Origin of the sequence: Streptomyces sp. NPDC127038, assembly GCF_042725875.1 — a bacterium.
GTDB lineage: Bacteria > Actinomycetota > Actinomycetes > Streptomycetales > Streptomycetaceae > Streptomyces.
This window is the reverse complement of sequence record NZ_JBHXDQ010000032.1, coordinates 33,670-49,283: the sequence shown is the minus strand read 5'-3', so window position 1 is coordinate 49,283 and position 15,614 is coordinate 33,670. Positions and strand designations below refer to the sequence as shown.

The following is a 15,614-nucleotide window of genomic DNA, read 5'->3' as shown; positions in this document are numbered from 1 at the left end:
CCGCACATGTCCGAAATCCCTCTGGGCGTCCTTGACCTGGTCCCGGTCTCCTCCGGTTCCACCGCCGGCGACGCCCTGCGCAACTCCATCGACCTGGCCCGCAGGGCCGAGAGCCTCGGCTACGCGCGCTACTGGTTCGCCGAGCACCATCTCAACCCGGGAGTCGCCGGAACCTCGCCCGCGGTCGTCATCGCCCTGACCGCCTCGGCGACCTCGACCATCCGTCTCGGTTCCGGCGCCGTGCAGCTCGGCCACCGCACAGCCCTGTCCACGGTCGAGGAGTTCGGCCTGATCGACGCGCTGCACCCCGGGCGCCTCGACCTGGGCCTCGGACGCTCCGGCGGCCGCCCGCCCGCCACGCCGGCCGCAGCGCCGGTGACCGCGACGCCCGTGACCGACGGCCTCGCTCCGAACGGACTCCGCATCCCGGCCCGCTTCTCTTTCGAGCACCTCCTCGGGTCACCGAGGGTCGCCCTCCAGCGCACCCTTCTCCAGCAGCCCAACGCCGAGTCGCAGGACTACGGCGAGCAGATCGACGACATCCTCGCGCTGCTCGCGGGCACCTACCGTTCGGCGGACGGCGTCGAGGCGCACGCCGTCCCCGGCGAGGGAGCCGACCTGGAACTGTGGATACTCGGCAGCAGCGGCGGGCAGAGCGCCGAGGTCGCGGGCCGGGGCGGGCTCCGGTTCGCGGCGAACTACCACGTCAGTCCGGCCACGGTGCTGGAGGCTGTGGACGCCTACCGTGCCGCGTTCCAGCCCTCCGACGTCCTGGACAAGCCGTACGTCAGCGTGTCCGCCGACGTCGTGGTCGCCGAGGACGACGAACGGGCCCGTGAACTCGCCACGGGATACGGCCTCTGGGTCCGCAGCATCCGAAACGCCGAGGGGGCCATCGCGTTCCCCACCCCGGACGAGGCGCGCGCCCACGTCTGGTCGGACGCGGACCTGGCCCTCGTCCAGGACCGCCTCGACACCCAGTTCGTCGGCTCGCCCCGGCGGGTGGCCGACCAGCTGGAACAGCTTCAAGAGGCCACCGGGGCAGACGAGTTGCTCATCACCACGATCACCCACGGACACGCCGACCGGGTGCGGTCGTACGAGCTGCTGGCCGAGGAGTGGCGCAAGCGGTGAACCGGCACCGGCCCCTGGCGAGACCGCCGTGTCCGACGAACAAGGCTCCCCGTGCCCGGAGTTCCGGGCACGGGGCGGCGCCATGGGCGCCCGCGCGCTCCTCACGAGGGACGGGCGATAGCGTGCGCCCATGACATGGCGGAGACCGACCTATCGGACGGTGGATGGAGAGCGAATCGACGGGGCCTGGTGCCACGTCTGGCTGCGGTACCGACCGGATGGCGAGTACTACCCCGAGGACCTGATCGTCTTCGCGGACGGAGCGATCACCTGCGGAGAACGCACGGACCTGGCCGGGCTCGGGAGAATGCTGGAAACGGGCCGGCTGGCGGTGACCCGCCCCGGCAGGCCGCCGCTTCCCGCGGAACCCTCTAAGTGGGCCTCTCGTGGCGGCGAACCGCTGACGCCGGAGGGATTTCTCCTGGACGTCGCCGACCGCATCGAAGAGCTCAACGAGCGGCCGACGGCCGGGGAGCGCTGCTGGGAGGCGATCCGGCGCTTTCAGCGGGAGCCGACCGAGTGCAACCGGGCGCTTCTGCGAGCGGCGTATCTGGCGGTGCCGGCGCATCGTCGGATCTATGTCCTCGGAGACATGGACCGTCAGGACCGGCCCCTGAGGATCCTGCTCACGGACATCGGTGAGAGCGTCGGCGGCGACGGCCCCGTGGTGACGGAGACGATGCATCAGGACGTCCTGGACTACTTCGACCGCGGAGACCAGGGAGTGCAGGGGGAGCGAGAGCGGCGAGCCGTCCAGCATTCCGACGATCCCTCAGGACCCGGCCGGCCCGCCCTCGTCTCGCACGAGACCGTCTACCCTCACGGCTGGCCCGAGGAGCCGGGGCTGTTCATGCTCCGCAACGACTTCCCCGCGCGGATCGAGTTCGCGGGCGAGTGCTACGCGTCCGTGCTCCACGGCTACTGGGCCATGGCGGCGGCCGACGACGCCGACAGAAGCAGGATCAAGGACGCGGCCTCCGGCCGGGAGGCGCGTGACCTGGGCGGCGAGGTGAAACACCGGAGCGACTGGCCGGACGTCCGCCTCGCGGTCATGGCGGGACTCCTGCGCGCGAAGTTCACCCAGCACCCCGAACTCGCCCAGGTCCTCGTCTCCACCGGAGACGCCCGGATCAGCTACACCGGCCTCTGGGACGCACCGTTCTGGAGAGACGAATCCGGCGGCCGGGGGCGGAACTGGGTCGGGCGGCTGCTCGAACTGACCCGCTCCGAGCTCGCCGCCCGGCAGTAGCTCCGCTCCGGGGACGCCGGCGCCCGCGTTCAGCCGGTCGACGCGAGGGCCGTCGTTCGGCCGCCCAGGGCGACGGAGAAGTGGTCCGTCACCTGCTCCAGGGCCTGGGCCGTGCCGGGTGCGATCACGGCCGTGCCGTCCTCGCCGGTGGTGATGTCCTTGTCGAGGGTGAACCAGCCGGGCACGATGTGCGACGCTCCCATGGACGTGAGCACCGGACGCAACGCGTAGTCGATGGCGAGGACATGGGCCGTGCTGCCGCCCGTGGCGAGCGGCAGCACGGTCTTGCCGGCCAGCGCGTACTGCGGGAGCAGGTCGAGGAACGCCTTCAGCAGGCCGGAGTAGGCGGCCTTGTAGACCGGCGTGCCGATTACCACGCCGTCCGCCCGCTCGAACAGCGCCGCCGACTCGACGATCGCCGGATGCCCGAAGTCGGCTCCGAGCAGGGCGTGGGCGGGCAGCGTACGGACGTCCAGGGGGACGACCTCGTGGCCCTGGCGGCGGAGCCGGTCGTCGAGGTGGCGCAGGAGCCGTGTGGTGCGGGAGGTGGGGGAGGGGCTTCCGGAGACGGACACGATGGTGGCCATGGCGGACCTTCCGGGTCGGGATGCGGTTGGGTGAAAGCGGGGGCCGTGCGCCGGCCGGTCGGGCGGGCCTTCGCGCCGGGCGGGCCGGCCGGTGCACGTCGGCCGGCCCGCCCGAGGGGCTCACCAGGCGCTGGACCGCACACTGATCAGCGGCCGCAGTTCACCCCGCAGGGCTTCCAGGAAGCCGACGACCTCGGCCGCCACCGAGCGGTGCTGGAGGTCGTTGAGGACGTCGTGGTGAGCGCCGTGGACGACCGAAAGGCGGGCCAGGGGAAGGGACTTGGCGAGGCGGGCGAGTGCCTCGTCGTCGGCGAGCGGATCGGAGTCGCCCACGAGCAGCAGGGTGGGCAGCGGTGACTCGCTGTCGTACGCCGCCGCGAGCAGCGCGTCCGGCAGAGCGTCGTCGAGCGACCCGCGCCGCACCTCGGGGTCCTCGGTGAGGCGGCCCCGATGCGTGGGGCACGCGGTGCGGACGTCGAGCTCGGCGTCCCACGTCTCGCCCACGGCGCCGGTCTTCGCGGACGGGCCGGGAAGGCCGGCGAGGACCACGGCGTTCGGCCACCAGGCGGCCGGCGTCCCGGACCCGCCGAGGAGCGCGGCGAGCGCCAGGGCCCCCGAGTCCGCGCCGACGAGGACGACCGGCCGTACGACACCCTCCTGCGGGGCGGTGTCCTCGACGGCCCGGGCGAGCTCGGCCTCCAGTTCGTTCAGCGAGGCGGCCGGGTCGTCGGCGTCGAGGGCCGGAGGGTCGATCACCCGGACCCGGTACGCGTCGGCGGCGAGCCGCGCACCGAGGCGCGCGTAGGTCGCCCGGGTCTCGCCGCGGCCGGGGACCACGAGGATCGTGCCGCGGACGAGGAGCCCTTCGGGCCCGTGGTGGTCGGTGTACTGGGGCATGTCAGGCTCCTGCGGATACGGGTTCGACGGGTGCGGGCTCGCCCCGGTGCGCGGGCTTCCAGCCCAGCGCGGGCGCCACCTCGGTCGCGATGAGTTCGAGGGCGCGGACGGCGGCGTCGTGGTCGGGGACGGCGGGGTTGAACTGGGCGATCAGATCCGTCGCGACGGGCAGGACCTGCTCGCGGCCCAGAGCTTCGACGATCTCCTCGGGATGGCCGTGGAAGGAGTGGAAGCGGCGCAGCGCCTCGTCCCGGTCGAGGCCCTTGGGGAACGCGCCGCTCTCCGCCATGCGCAGGGCCGCCCGGTGCACGTCGTCGCCGATCGCGCGGAGCGCGGTGCGCCGGTCCTTGGCCGGGAAGACGAAGCGGGACAGTCCGACGCGCGGGCGGTGCGGCCGGTCCCAGGCGGCGAGGAAGGCGTCGGCCCAGGGCCGCTGCACCTCGTCGGTGGGGGAGTCGTACCCGTAGGCCGCCCGGTTGAGCAGCAGGTTCGAACCGCGGCGCGCCGCGTACTCGGCGCCCTGCGCGCTGAACACGCCCTGCCAGACGCGGCGGCCGAAGTCGCCGGGGCGGGGCTGGACGCGGAAGCCGGCCGTGCCCACCTCCTCGTGGGCCAGGGCCCGCCGCAGGACGTCCAGGTTCTCGCTGGTCAGTTCGCGTTTGCGGGCGGCGTCCTTGCCGAACGCGGCGTACTCCTGGGCGCTCGATCCGCTGCCCACGCCGATCTCGACGCGGCCGCCGCTCAGGGCGTCGACGGTGGCGATGTCCTCGGCGAGGCGGACCGGGTCCTCCAGCGGGAGGACGGTGACGGCCGTGCCCAGGCGGATGCGGTGGGTCCGTGCGGCCGCGTGGGCGAGGAAGGTCCAGGGCGAGGACAGTCCGCCACCGCCGTGGGCGACGTGGTGCTGGGCCACCCAGCCGACGTCGAAGCCGAGCTCGTCGGCCACGGCGAACAGTTCCTGCGCGTTGCGGTAGGTGCGGGCGATGTCCTGATCGCGTCCCTGGACGTGGGTGAGGAAGCCGAGCCGGAGGCGTGGTCGCTCGCTCGTCATGGGATGTCGGCCTTTCGGTGGCGGGTCGTCTCGTCGGGGCGGTCGTGCCGCACGGCGCTCGGGTGAGGCTGCCCGGTCGCGGCCGGTGGCGGCGGGTCCGCCTCCACCGGCCGCGCGCGGCGGGCTCTCAGTCGTTCCGGGTGTACCGGTTGGCCGGGACGGGCAGGCCGAGGTTGCCGCGGAGGGTGTCGGCCGCGTACTCGGTACGGAACAGTCCGCGCTTCTGGAGGATCGGCACGACCCCGTCGACGAAGAGGTTCAGTTCGTCCTCGGTGCGGAAGGCGAGGTTGATGCCGTCGAAGGTGCCGGCGTCGAACCACTTCTCGATGGTGTCGGCGACGGTCTCGGGCGCGCCGACGAACGGTGAGCCGCGGAACTGGTTCACGGACTCCGCCACTTGGCGGAGTGTCAGGTTCTCGGACCGGGCCCGTTCGATGAGTGCCGACGCTCCGGTGCGGCCGCCCTTCTCCGCGAGGTGCGCGACGTCGGGGAACGGCGCGTCCAGGTCGTGCGCGCTGAAGTCGTAGGCGCCGAAGGAGCGTCCGAGCAGCGCGAGATTGCGGTCGAAGTCGTTGTCCTCCTCGAAGATCTCCCGTTCCCTGCGCCGGGCCGCCTCGTCGGTGCCGGCGACCACCGGGCTCCCGTGGATGAAGATCTTGATGTGGTCGGGGTCGCGTCCGTAGGAGGCCGTGCGCTTCTTGATGTCGGCGTAGTACTCCTGGGCCTGCTGGAGCGTGCCGCCGGGCGCGTAGATGCCCTCGGCGACCTGCGCCGCGAGATCGCGTCCCTCCTCGGAGACCCCGGCCTGGAAGATGACCGGCTGGCCCTGCGGGGAGCGGGAGAGGTTCAGCGGTCCGGCCACCTTGAAGTGCTCGCCGTCGTGGTCGAGGGCGTGCAGCTTGGCCGGGTCGAGGAAGACGTTCCGGTCCACGTCGGCCGGGAATGCGTCGTCCTCGTAGGAGTCCCACAGGCCCCGGGCGACGCGGACGAACTCCAGCGCGCGGCCGTAGCGGGTGGTGTAGTCGAGGTGTTCGTCGAGGCCGAAGTTCCGGGACGTTCCGGTGTCGAAGCTGGTGACCACGTTCCAGCCGGCCCGGCCGCCGCTGATGTGGTCGAGGGAGGCGAACCGGCGGGCCAGGTTGAACGGGGAGTTGTAGGTCGAACTGGCGGTTCCCACCAGGCCGATGTGCCGGGTGTGGGTGGCGACCGCCGACAACAGGGTGAGCGGTTCGAGTCGGTTGAGGTAGTGCGCCGGGTAGGTGGCGTTGATGAACTGGCTGTCGACGATGAACAGGGCGTCGAACAGGGCGTGTTCGGCCGCCTTCGCCAGCCGGATGTAGTAGTCGATGTCGATGCTCGCGTTGTTCGCGACGCGCGGGTCCTTCCACAGCCCGTGCTGGCCGGGACCGCCGACGCCGTAGGGGTGCAGCGCGAGATGGATGGTGCGGGTCATGGTGTTCTTCCTGTCCTTCGAGGGCTTCAGTCGTTCAGCAGGGCGCGCAGGGAGGCGCGTTCGGCCCGGTCGGCCGGGGCGGAGCGCAGGGTGGGCGCGGAACGGACGAGCAGGCGGGTGTACGGGTGCCGGGGGCGGCCGATGACCTCGCGGGCGGCGCCGGTCTCGACCAGTTCGCCGCGGTAGAGCACGGCGATGCGGTCGGCGATCCCCGCGACGGAGCCGAGGTCGTGCGAGATGAAGACGAGGGCCACCCCGTCGTCGCGGAGTTCCTCCAGGATGCGCAGGATCTGGACGCGGTTGGCGGAGTCCAGGGCGCTGACCGGCTCGTCGAGGATGACCAGCCGGGGCTCGGTCACCAACGCCCGTGCCACCGCGACGCGTTGGCGCTGACCGCCGGAGAGTTCACCGGGGAGCCGGTCCAGCAGGTCCTCGGAGAGGTGGACACGGGCCAGGAAGGCGCGGACCCGGAGTGCCGTCTCGGCGCGGGACACACCCTGGACGAGGAGGGGTTCGCTCAGCGAGGCCTCGACGGTGAGGTCCGGGTCGAGGCTGCGCAGGGGGTCCTGGAAGACGTACTGGACCAGGCCGCGGCGGCGCAGCGCACGCCACTGCCTGCGGCCGTACGCGGTGACGTCCTCGCCGTCGACGACCACGGACCCCGCCGAGGGCCGCACCAGACCGAGCACCGCCCGGGCCAGGGTGGACTTGCCCGAACCCGTCTCGCCGATGATCCCGACGGTCTCGCCCGGCGCGACGCTCAACGAGACGCCGTGCAGGGCGAGTCGGGACCGCCTGCGCGCTCCGTAGCGGACGCCGAGGTCCCTGATCTCCAGGACCGGCCGCTTCGGCTCCCCGGACGCGGCGGATCCGGGGGCGGGGGCGGACCGTAGGGTCAGCGTGGTCATGACTCCTCCTGGGGTGCGAGGAACTTCTCCAGGCCGTACTGCTCGTGCTCGGCGATGAGCAGCCGGGTGTACTCGTGCCGCGGACGGTGGAGCACGTCCTCGGCCGGGCCCTGTTCGACCACCTCGCCGTGGCGCATGACGAGGACCTCGTCGCACAGCTGGGCGACGACGGCCAGGTCGTGGGAGACCACCACCAGGGCGAGGCCGGTGCGTTCGCGCAGGTCGGCCAGCAGGTCGAGGATCTCGGCCTGGACGGTGACGTCGAGCGCGGTGGTGGCCTCGTCGGCGATGAGGATGCGCGGGCCCGCCGCGATGGCCACGGCGATGAGGACCCGCTGGAGCATGCCGCCGGACAGTTCGTGGGGGTACTGCGAGGCGACGAGCTCCGGGTCACGCAGATGGACCGACCGCAGCAGTTCGGTCGTCCGGCGCCGTGCGGCGCGCCGCTTCAGACCGGTCTTGACCCGGAGCACCTCGGCGATCTGCGCCCCCACGCGGATCGAGGGGTTGAGATAGGAGGCCGGGTCCTGGAAGACGGCGCTGATCGTGGCGCCGCGCAGCTCCGTCCACCGGGCCGGCGACAGACCGGCGATGTCGTGGCCGTCGATCTCCACGGAGCCGCCGGTGATCTCGAACGGCGCGGGCAGGATCCCGAGCGCGGCACGGCAGGTGAGGGTCTTCCCGCTGCCGGACTCGCCGACGATGCCGACGGCGCTGCCGGGCGCCAGCGTGAAGCCGACGCCGTGGACGATCTCCCGGCCGCCGCCCCTCTCGCCGATGCGCACATCGCGTACGGCCAGCACGGGGGCCGGCGGTTCGGCCGGCACCCGGGGAGTCAACTCGACGTTCCGCGGGGCTTCTTCGCCCTTCGGGGTCTCGGTGAGGAGTTTCCCGGACAGGGTCGTCATCGCGCACCTCCGGCGGGAGCGGGAGCGGGACCGGCCTGGGAGCGGCGGTCGGGGCGGGCCCCGGCGCGGCCGGCCGGTGTGCGGCCCGCCTCGCCTGAGACGTCACGGACGGCGTCGGCGAGGACGTTGCACGCCCAGACGGTGACCATGATCAGCAGGGCGGGGGCGAGCGGCGCCCACGGCTGGTGGCTGAGATACCCCAGATCGGACGCGAGCAGACCGCCCCAGGTGGGCGCGGGAGGCTGCACCCCGATGCCGAGGAAGGTCAGGCTCGACACGATCACGAAGCCGACGCCGACGGTCTGGGCCAGCGCCACCGCGATCGGCGGGAGCACCTTGGCCCACACGTGACGGCGTACGATCCAGCCGGTCGAGGCGCCGGAGACGATCGCCGCCTCCACGTACGGCGAGCGGGCGACGGCCAGGGTGGCGGCCCGGGCCACGCGGTAGAACAGCGGGGACACCAGGGCGCCCGTGACGAGCATGGCCTGGGTGAGCCCGTTGCCTAGCAGCGCGACGACGGCGACGGCGAACAGCAGGAAGGGCAGGGCGACCAGGGTGTCGGCGAGCCGGAGCGTGACCCATTCGAAGGCGCGGCCGAGGTGGACCGACAGGATGCCGGGGACGGCGCCGATGGCCAGCGCGGTGAACGCGACCTCCAGTGAACCGAGGACGCTGACGCGGGAGCCGGCCAGCAGCCTGCTCAGCACGTCACGGCCGAGGTAGTCCGTCCCCAGCCAGTGGGCACCGGAGGCGGCGGCGAGCGTGTGGTCGCTGGTGGCCAGGGGATCCTGCGGAGCGAGCAGCGGCCCGAACAGGGCGAGCACGGCGATCGCGGCGAGGACGGCCAGGGCGATCCGGGCCGGGGTGAGGGCGAGGACGCGGCGCACCATGGTCACACCCCCCGCCGGGCGGCCGGCGTCACGCGGGCCAGCACCAGATTGACGAGCAGGTTGAAGGCGACGACCAGGACGATCGACACCACGAGGACCCCTTGGACGGCCGGTACGTCGCCGGCCTGCGCGGAGTCGTTGGCGAACCGCCCGAACCCCTGGAGACCGAAGATCCACTCCGTGACGACGGAGGCGCCGACCAGGGCGGGGAACTTCAGTCCGAGGGTGGCCAGCGCGGGTCCGAGGCCGTTGCGCAGGACATGGCCGAAGAAGATCCGGCGCGGGCTCAGGCCCCGGACGACCGCGCCGGTCACGTAGTTCTCGCGGTAGGCGCCGACGAGGCTGCCGCGCAGCTGGCGGGCCACGTCGGCGACGACGTCGAAGCTGAGCGCGACGGCGGGCAGGGTGATGTGGGCGAGCCACGGCCCGAACCCCTCCTCCGCCGGAACGTACCCGGCGGAGGGGAACAGGTGCAGTCCCACCGAGAGGACGGCGACGAGCACGATCCCGACGACGAAGGCCGGCATCACCGAGATCAGCGTGACGAAGCCCGTGATCGCGCGGTCGATCCAGGTGGAGCGGCGCACCGCCGCGATCGTGCCGAGGCCGAACCCCGCGACGACGCCGATGACCAGCGCGAACGTCGCCACCGACAGGCTCACGCCGAGGCCGAGGCCGATGAGGGTGGAGATGTCGGCGCCGTTGGTCCAGCTCGTGCCGAGCCGTCCGTGCAGGACGCCCCCGAACCAGTCCCCGTACTGGACGAGGAACGGCCGGTCGAGGCCCCAGTGCGCCTCGACCCGGGCCACCGCCGCGGGCGTCGCCTCCTCGCCCAGCTGGATGCGCGCCGGACTCAGTCCGCTCAGCGAGCGCAGGGCGAAGGTCACGAAGGTCGCGACCACGAACACGGGTACGAAGATCGCGGCCGACCGGGCGAGGACGGCCAGTGCACGGCCCAGGGTGTGCCCGGTCCTGACCGCGGCCCCCGGGAGACGGACACCGGACGGGGCCGGTGCCTCCGTCGTCGTCATGGGTTGCCCCCTTAACTGTTATGGGCGGGTGGTCAGTTGCCGCCGGCGATGGTCACGCCGGTCCAGTCGATGTGGGCCGGGTTCTTCGGCAGGGCCGAGATGGACTTGCTCTTGGCGATGAGGTTGGGCGAGGAGTACGTGAAGACCAGCGCCTTGCTCTTGAGGCCGGCCCGGGTCGCCGCCTGGAGGACCTTCGCGTAGTCCGGCGAGTCCAGCGGGGTCCGGCGCACCTTGGCGATGGCCGCCTCGAAGCCGGCCGGCTCGTAGGGGGAGCTGAGGTTGAGCGGACCGTTCGGGCCGAAGTGCGCGGTCAGGGTCTGCGCCGCGGAGTCCCGCCCGGTGGTGCCGTAGAGCGAGAACGTCAGGTCCTTGGCGAAGAACGGGGTGGCCCAGTTCTTGTCTATCTTGATCGTGACCTTGACGCCGACCTTCGCCAACTGCGCCTGGACGATCTCGGCCTGGGGGTCCTCGGCCGGGATGACCAGGTTGAGCTTGAGGGCGCCCGCCTTGTAACCGGCCTCGCTCAGAAGCTTCTTGGCCTTCGCGGGGTCGTAGGCGTACGCGTTCTCGGACTGCGGGTCGTAGGCGACGTACCCCTTGGGGAACGGCTGGTCGGTCACCGAGCCGTAGCCGAACGTCAGCTTGTCGACGAACTCCTGACGGTTGATCGCGTAGCGGACCGCGTCGACGACCTTGTCGTTGTCGAACGGCGCCTTGTTGGTGTTGAGGCTGAGGTTGGAGGCGTTGAAGCCCGGCTGGACGAAGACGTCGAGTCCGGCCTTCTTGGCCGCGTCGGCCTGACTGGGCGTGATGTCGGCGAAGTTGTAGACGCCGGTCTGGAGTCCGGAGACGACGGTGGAGGCGTCGGGGGCGGAGCTCAGCTCGACACGGTCGATGTGGATGTTCTTGGCGTCCCAGTAGTCCGGGTTCTTCTTCAGTACCGCCTTGGTGCCGGGGACGAGCTGGGTGACGACGAACGGGCCCGCGCCGACCGGGCTCTGGTCCAGCTTGCCGGGAGACGCCGCGGCCTTGGGGCTGGCGATCTGGAGGACGCGCTCGCCCAGGAGCTGGGGGATCTGGTAGTCGACCTGACTCAGGTGGATCACCGCGTCGAGACCCTTGGCGTCCACCGACGTGATGGAGGTCAGATCGCCGAACAGGGCGGAGTTCTTCTGCTTCTTGGCCCGCTCGATCGCGGCCTTCACGGCGCCGGCGTCGACCGGCGCGCCGTCGCTGAACTTCAGGTTCGGCCGCAGATGGAAGGTGATCACATCACCCTTGGCGTTGTAGTCCCAGCTCTTGGCCAGGTCGGGGACGGCCTTCCCGGTCGCGTCCGTTCGTGTCAACGAGGCGTAGACCAGGGCGAGTTCACGGAACTGGGCGCCGCTGCCGCTGACGACCGGGTCCCAGTGGGCGGGGAAGTAGGAGGAGGTCCACTTCAGCGCGGCGGAGCCGGTGGCCGACGCGGCCTCGCCGCCGCAGGCGCTCAGCGCGGGGACGAGCACGGAGGCGAGGGCGGTTCCCAGGGCGGCCGCGCGGAGCCGACCGGGGCGCCGGGAGGAGCGGGTTGCCGCTGCGGAGTTACGGGGCGTGATGCGTCCGGACATCGGTTCGCTTTCTGCGAGAGCTCCCGCCCGCGCCGGGGCGACGGAGGGGGAGCGAAGGACGGCGGACCCCGACGGCGGGCGACGCGCAGCCCGGCGAAGGGCATGCCTGTGCGTGCTCGGGCGCACACGGAGGCATGCCGTGTCAGGGCAGGAGGCGTCGGCCGGCCGCGGGGCGAGCCGGGAGACTGGGGGAGGAGCGGCGGAGGAACGCCGAGAGGGCGGCGCGCGATGACGGCGACCGGTCGTCGGTACGGCGGAGGGCCGGTACCGGCGGGACGGGAGTCAGGCGCCTGGGGGCCGTGGTCGGCAGGCGGTCAGCGACAGAGAGCGCTGGAAGTGCGCCGCAGGTCCACGTAGCGGCACACCACGCCGGGGTGCGTCGTGAGCATGGTGCACATCCTGGGGCCGGTTCTCGACGGCTGTCAATGGACACCTATTGGTGTCTCATTGGGCGGGACGGGTGCTGACCGCTGATCAGAAGCCCGCGGGGACGGGGGATGTGCCTCACGCCGGTCGTGGATGTTCCTCACGCCGGTCGTAACGGCCCACCCCCCCGGCGGGAACCCGGCGGATCGTGCGCCGGAGGTCTCAGGGCCGTCAGGGTGCCGTGGGTGCGTCGTCGTCGCGCGCCGGGTGCACGGCGGCCTCGTCCGGGTGCAGCCACAGGGGGCCGTTGCCCGTCTCGACGCGCACGGCGGCCGGGGGAGGCCAGGGTCCGACGCTCAGGGCCGCCGCCTCGGGGCCGGTCAGACTCCGGTACCGCGCGAGCGCCTCCGATGCCGCGGGCCGCGCGGGCCTCGTCGGCAGCCCGGGGCTCAACTCCTCGAACGCCGCCGCGTACTCCTCGTACGGCCGCCAGCCGGGGACGACGCGATGGCCTCCGGGAGCGCGCACCAGCAGCGTCGGCAGGGCGTAGCGGTGCCCGCCCTCGGCGGTCTCCTTCGCGGCACCGGGATGCGGCGAGCCGCCCCGCACCGAGAGCACCTCGGCGACCGGCCGCCGCGCCTCGGCCCGGTCGGCGAGTACCGCCTCCCGTACGGCCGCTGACGCCGCGTCGGCGGCCAGCCGCTCCCGGTCGAGGCCGGGCACGCCCCGTACCGCGGACAGCGCCAGCGCCATCGTGTCCGCCGGTTCACCCAGCACGAACACGCTCTCCCGCAGCCGCCGCAGCACCCGCTCGGCTGTCTCGTCGCCCTGCCGTTCCGCGGCCTTGGCGGCCAGCGACGAGGGCCAGGAACTCGCCGCGACCCGGCTCAGCCGCCGCGCCCGCGGAGCCCCCGTATGGGTGCCGATCTCCTCGACGTATTCGGCGTACCAGGCGGTCTCCGCGGCGGGATCGGGCGGCGGGTCGTCGTCGTCATCGAACAGGACGCAGTACACGCGTCGCCAGCGGACCCGGCCGGCCAGCGCGGCGCGCAGCCCGCGGAACACCGGCTCCGACCCCCAGGCCCAGGGACACAGCGGGTCGGTGTACTCCACGACCTCGACCCCGTGCATGGCCTCGACCCGGTGCATGGCCTCGCCCCCGTCCACCGCGTCCGTCTCCGGCGCCGCCCGGTCCGGGGCGTGGCTCACGCGGCTCCCTCGCGGTCCATCCGTCCGGCCGCCCCGGCCCCGGCGGGCAGCAGCGCGGCCAGCGTCGTCCCGCCCAGGACCGCGGCGGCGTCCGCCTCGATACGGCGCCATATCCCGGGGAGACCGGAGGCGGGCCCCGGGTAGTCGAGCCCGGTCAGCGGCTCGCCCCGCAGGGTGATCAGCTCGCCGTCCACGGCCCGTACGACGTCCAGCAGGGTGATCTCGTCGGCGGGCCGGCCCAGCCAGTACCCGCCCTCGCAGCCCCGCTGGCTGCGGACGAGACCGGCCCGGCGCAGCTCGCCCACCACGGACTTGAGGAAACGGAACGGAACGTGCTGGGAGGAGGCCATCGCCTCGCAGGTGAGCGGGCGGGCCGGTTCGCGGGCCAGCTCCAGCAGAGCCCGGGTGGCGTAGTCCGCCTTCGCGGAGATATGCATGCGCACATGATGCCCGACACGGTGTCCGCCGAACGGGTTTCGCTCCCTTCCCCGCCTACATTGCGGGAACATTGCCGCAGGTGAACGGCAATGGACACCTCTTGACATCCTTTTCCGGGCCGCTCTAGCGTCCCCCTCCATGAGCGAGCCGCCCACGATCCCCGGTGAAGGTTTCCACCCCCATCTCCCGGACGCCGCAGCGCAGTCCGGGCGCCCGCTGCGGGCCCGTCTGCACCACATCCGCGCCGACGCCCTCGACGGCGACACGGCGCAGACGGGAGGCATGCGCCGATTCGCCGCCGTCAGCGGCGCCACCGTCGGATCCGAGAAACTGTGGATGGGCCAGACCCACGTCGCCCCCTCCACGGCGTCCTCGGACCATCACCACGGGGAGTCCGAGACCGCGATCCACGTGGTGAGCGGGCACCCCGAGTTCGTCTTCGTCGACGACTCGGGCGACGGGCCCGAGGAGGTACGCCTGCGCACCTCGCCCGGCGACTACATCTTCGTGCCCCCGTTCGTCCCGCACCGCGAGGAGAACCCGGACCCCGACGAGGAGGCCGTCGTCGTCATCGCGCGCAGCACCCAGGAGGCGATCGTGGTCAACCTGCCGCGGCTGTACGCGCTCGGGGAGGGCGAGGAGGCCTGACCGGCCCGGTGGGTACGGTAGCGGGGAGATCGTCGGCACCGGCGATCCCAGCGGACCGTGGAAGGAACCACCGAGATCATGCGCGTCATCGTGGCCGGCCGCCCGGCGGAGGTGTCCGAGTGAACGGCACCGAGGCGTCCGGCGCCGGGGAATCCGTCCTGCTCCGCACCGAAGGACGGGCCGCGCGCATCGTCCTCAACCGGCCCGGAGCGCTGAACGCCCTGAACCACGCGATGGTGCGCCGGATCGACCGGGCACTCACCGACTGGGAACACGACCCCGCCGTCGAGACCGTCGTCATCACCGGCGCCGGAGAACGCGGACTGTGCGCGGGCGGCGACATCCGGGTCGTCCACGACGACGCCCGCGACGGGGACGGCACCGCCTCCGCCGCGTTCTGGCGCGACGAGTACCACCTCAACGCCCGGATCGCGCGCTACCCCAAGCCGTACGTGGCGGTCATGGACGGCATCGTCATGGGCGGCGGCGTCGGGATCTCCGCGCACGGCGGCGTCCGGATCGTCACCGAACGCTCGCGCGTCGCCATGCCCGAGACCGGCATCGGATTCGTCCCCGACGTCGGCGGCACCCGCCTGCTCAGCCTCGCCCGCGGCGAACTCGGCACCCATCTCGCCCTGACCGGCGCCTCGATCGGCGCCGGGGACGCGATCCTGTGCGGTCTCGCCGACCACCACGTGCCGTCCGCCGCGCTCCCGCGGCTGTTGTCCGACCTCGCGGACCGGCCCGTGGAGGAGGCGGTCGCCGCCCACGCCCGGCCGGCGCCTACGGGGGAACTCGCGAGCCGGCGCGAGTGGATCGACGCCTGCTACGGCGCCGCCACCGTCGAGGAGATCATCCGGCGGCTGCTCGCGGCCGGAGACCCGGACGCCAAGGAGACGGCGGAGATCCTGCTCGGCAAGTCGCCCACCGCGCTGAAGGTCACCCTGACCGCACTGCGCCGGGCCCGGCGGCTCGATTCGCTGGAGGCCGTCCTGGACCAGGAGTACCGGGTGTCCTGCGCCGCCCTGTCCGCCCCCGACCTGGTGGAGGGCGTCCGCGCCCAGATCATCGACAAGGACCGCCGGCCCCGCTGGTCCCCGGCCACCCTCGACGAGGTCACCGACGCCGACGTGGAGCGCTTCTTCGCGCCGCTCGGCGACCGTGAACTCGGGCTGTCCGGCGGGGCTTTCTGACGGTCCGCGAGGACCCGTCACCTGGGACGAGAGGAAGATCAC

At 72.7% G+C, this 15,614-nt stretch carries 15 protein-coding genes; 4 read left to right on the top strand and 11 right to left on the bottom strand.

The window, feature by feature from the left end; translation table 11 throughout:
* The first annotated feature begins 6 nt into the window (after positions 1–6).
* Positions 7–1,134, top strand: a complete 1,128-nt coding sequence (locus ACFWI4_RS22275) for an MsnO8 family LLM class oxidoreductase (protein ID WP_387198870.1) — start codon at positions 7–9, stop codon at positions 1,132–1,134.
* Between the two features lie 160 nt (positions 1,135–1,294).
* Entirely contained in the window at positions 1,295–2,383 is a 1,089-nt protein-coding gene (locus tag ACFWI4_RS22270) for an NADAR family protein (protein WP_387198867.1), read from the top strand.
* 29 nt (positions 2,384–2,412) lie between these two features.
* Here ACFWI4_RS22270 and ssuE read toward each other — a convergent pair whose 3' ends face one another.
* The 11 genes from ssuE to ACFWI4_RS22215 all read right to left on the bottom strand — a co-directional run bounded on the left by ssuE (position 2,413) and on the right by ACFWI4_RS22215 (position 13,730).
* On the bottom strand, positions 2,413–2,970 hold the full coding sequence (ssuE, locus tag ACFWI4_RS22265) for an NADPH-dependent FMN reductase (RefSeq protein ID WP_387198864.1): 558 nt from the start codon (positions 2,968–2,970) through the stop codon (positions 2,413–2,415).
* A 120-nt stretch (positions 2,971–3,090) separates the two neighbouring features.
* Positions 3,091–3,867 carry an alpha/beta hydrolase gene (locus tag ACFWI4_RS22260; protein WP_387198861.1) on the bottom strand — a complete coding sequence of 259 codons (777 nt, stop codon included), beginning with the start codon at positions 3,865–3,867 and terminating at the stop codon, positions 3,091–3,093.
* Position 3,868: 1 nt separating this feature from the next.
* Positions 3,869–4,918 carry an LLM class flavin-dependent oxidoreductase gene (locus ACFWI4_RS22255; protein ID WP_387198858.1) on the bottom strand — a complete coding sequence of 350 codons (1,050 nt, stop codon included), beginning with the start codon at positions 4,916–4,918 and terminating at the stop codon, positions 3,869–3,871.
* A 127-nt stretch (positions 4,919–5,045) separates the two neighbouring features.
* A complete protein-coding gene (locus tag ACFWI4_RS22250; RefSeq protein ID WP_387198855.1) occupies positions 5,046–6,371 on the bottom strand; it encodes an LLM class flavin-dependent oxidoreductase in 1,326 nt (441 codons plus the stop codon).
* 26 nt (positions 6,372–6,397) lie between these two features.
* Positions 6,398–7,279 (bottom strand): ABC transporter ATP-binding protein, encoded by an 882-nt coding sequence (locus tag ACFWI4_RS22245; protein WP_387198852.1) that lies wholly within the window; start codon positions 7,277–7,279, stop codon positions 6,398–6,400.
* Complete coding sequence (locus tag ACFWI4_RS22240; RefSeq protein WP_387198849.1) at positions 7,276–8,187, bottom strand: ABC transporter ATP-binding protein; 912 nt, start codon at positions 8,185–8,187, stop codon at positions 7,276–7,278. The genes ACFWI4_RS22245 and ACFWI4_RS22240 overlap by 4 nt, the downstream gene beginning before the upstream one ends.
* A complete protein-coding gene (locus tag ACFWI4_RS22235; protein ID WP_387198846.1) occupies positions 8,184–9,080 on the bottom strand; it encodes an ABC transporter permease in 897 nt (298 codons plus the stop codon). The genes ACFWI4_RS22240 and ACFWI4_RS22235 overlap by 4 nt, the downstream gene beginning before the upstream one ends.
* A gap of 2 nt (positions 9,081–9,082) precedes the next feature.
* The gene (locus ACFWI4_RS22230; RefSeq protein ID WP_387198844.1) at positions 9,083–10,111 is read right to left on the bottom strand and encodes an ABC transporter permease; all 1,029 of its coding nucleotides are present in this window, start codon (positions 10,109–10,111) and stop codon (positions 9,083–9,085) included.
* A gap of 32 nt (positions 10,112–10,143) precedes the next feature.
* On the bottom strand, positions 10,144–11,718 hold the full coding sequence (locus ACFWI4_RS22225; RefSeq protein WP_387198841.1) for an ABC transporter substrate-binding protein: 1,575 nt from the start codon (positions 11,716–11,718) through the stop codon (positions 10,144–10,146).
* Between the two features lie 597 nt (positions 11,719–12,315).
* Positions 12,316–13,233 carry a DsbA family protein gene (locus tag ACFWI4_RS22220; RefSeq protein ID WP_387198974.1) on the bottom strand — a complete coding sequence of 306 codons (918 nt, stop codon included), beginning with the start codon at positions 13,231–13,233 and terminating at the stop codon, positions 12,316–12,318.
* 56 nt (positions 13,234–13,289) lie between these two features.
* Positions 13,290–13,730 (bottom strand): RrF2 family transcriptional regulator, encoded by a 441-nt coding sequence (locus ACFWI4_RS22215; RefSeq protein ID WP_387198837.1) that lies wholly within the window; start codon positions 13,728–13,730, stop codon positions 13,290–13,292.
* A 139-nt stretch (positions 13,731–13,869) separates the two neighbouring features.
* Between ACFWI4_RS22215 and ACFWI4_RS22210 the strand changes: the two genes are divergently transcribed.
* Positions 13,870–14,379, top strand: coding sequence for a cupin domain-containing protein (locus tag ACFWI4_RS22210; protein ID WP_385408703.1), 510 nt, complete (start codon positions 13,870–13,872; stop codon positions 14,377–14,379).
* A gap of 119 nt (positions 14,380–14,498) precedes the next feature.
* Positions 14,499–15,572: an enoyl-CoA hydratase/isomerase family protein gene (locus tag ACFWI4_RS22205; RefSeq protein WP_387198834.1), complete on the top strand. Its 1,074-nt coding sequence runs from the start codon at positions 14,499–14,501 to the stop codon at positions 15,570–15,572.
* Positions 15,573–15,614 lie beyond the last annotated feature (42 nt).

Bases quoted from the DNA above. Each gene is read 5' to 3' on its own strand.
- ACFWI4_RS22255 (WP_387198858.1), bottom strand. From the start codon at position 4,918: ATGACGAGCGAGCGACCACGCCTCCGGCTCGGCTTCCTCACCCACGTC.
- ACFWI4_RS22220 (WP_387198974.1), bottom strand. From the start codon at position 13,233: ATGCACCGGGTCGAGGCCATGCACGGGGTCGAGGTCGTGGAGTACACC.
- ACFWI4_RS22225 (WP_387198841.1), bottom strand. From the start codon at position 11,718: ATGTCCGGACGCATCACGCCCCGTAACTCCGCAGCGGCAACCCGCTCC.
- ACFWI4_RS22230 (WP_387198844.1), bottom strand. From the start codon at position 10,111: ATGACGACGACGGAGGCACCGGCCCCGTCCGGTGTCCGTCTCCCGGGG.
- ACFWI4_RS22240 (WP_387198849.1), bottom strand. From the start codon at position 8,187: ATGACGACCCTGTCCGGGAAACTCCTCACCGAGACCCCGAAGGGCGAA.
- ACFWI4_RS22210 (WP_385408703.1), top strand. From the start codon at position 13,870: ATGAGCGAGCCGCCCACGATCCCCGGTGAAGGTTTCCACCCCCATCTC.
- ACFWI4_RS22275 (WP_387198870.1), top strand. From the start codon at position 7: ATGTCCGAAATCCCTCTGGGCGTCCTTGACCTGGTCCCGGTCTCCTCC.
- ssuE (WP_387198864.1), bottom strand. From the start codon at position 2,970: ATGGCCACCATCGTGTCCGTCTCCGGAAGCCCCTCCCCCACCTCCCGC.
- ACFWI4_RS22215 (WP_387198837.1), bottom strand. From the start codon at position 13,730: ATGCATATCTCCGCGAAGGCGGACTACGCCACCCGGGCTCTGCTGGAG.
- ACFWI4_RS22260 (WP_387198861.1), bottom strand. From the start codon at position 3,867: ATGCCCCAGTACACCGACCACCACGGGCCCGAAGGGCTCCTCGTCCGC.
- ACFWI4_RS22245 (WP_387198852.1), bottom strand. From the start codon at position 7,279: ATGACCACGCTGACCCTACGGTCCGCCCCCGCCCCCGGATCCGCCGCG.
- ACFWI4_RS22235 (WP_387198846.1), bottom strand. From the start codon at position 9,080: ATGGTGCGCCGCGTCCTCGCCCTCACCCCGGCCCGGATCGCCCTGGCC.
- ACFWI4_RS22250 (WP_387198855.1), bottom strand. From the start codon at position 6,371: ATGACCCGCACCATCCATCTCGCGCTGCACCCCTACGGCGTCGGCGGT.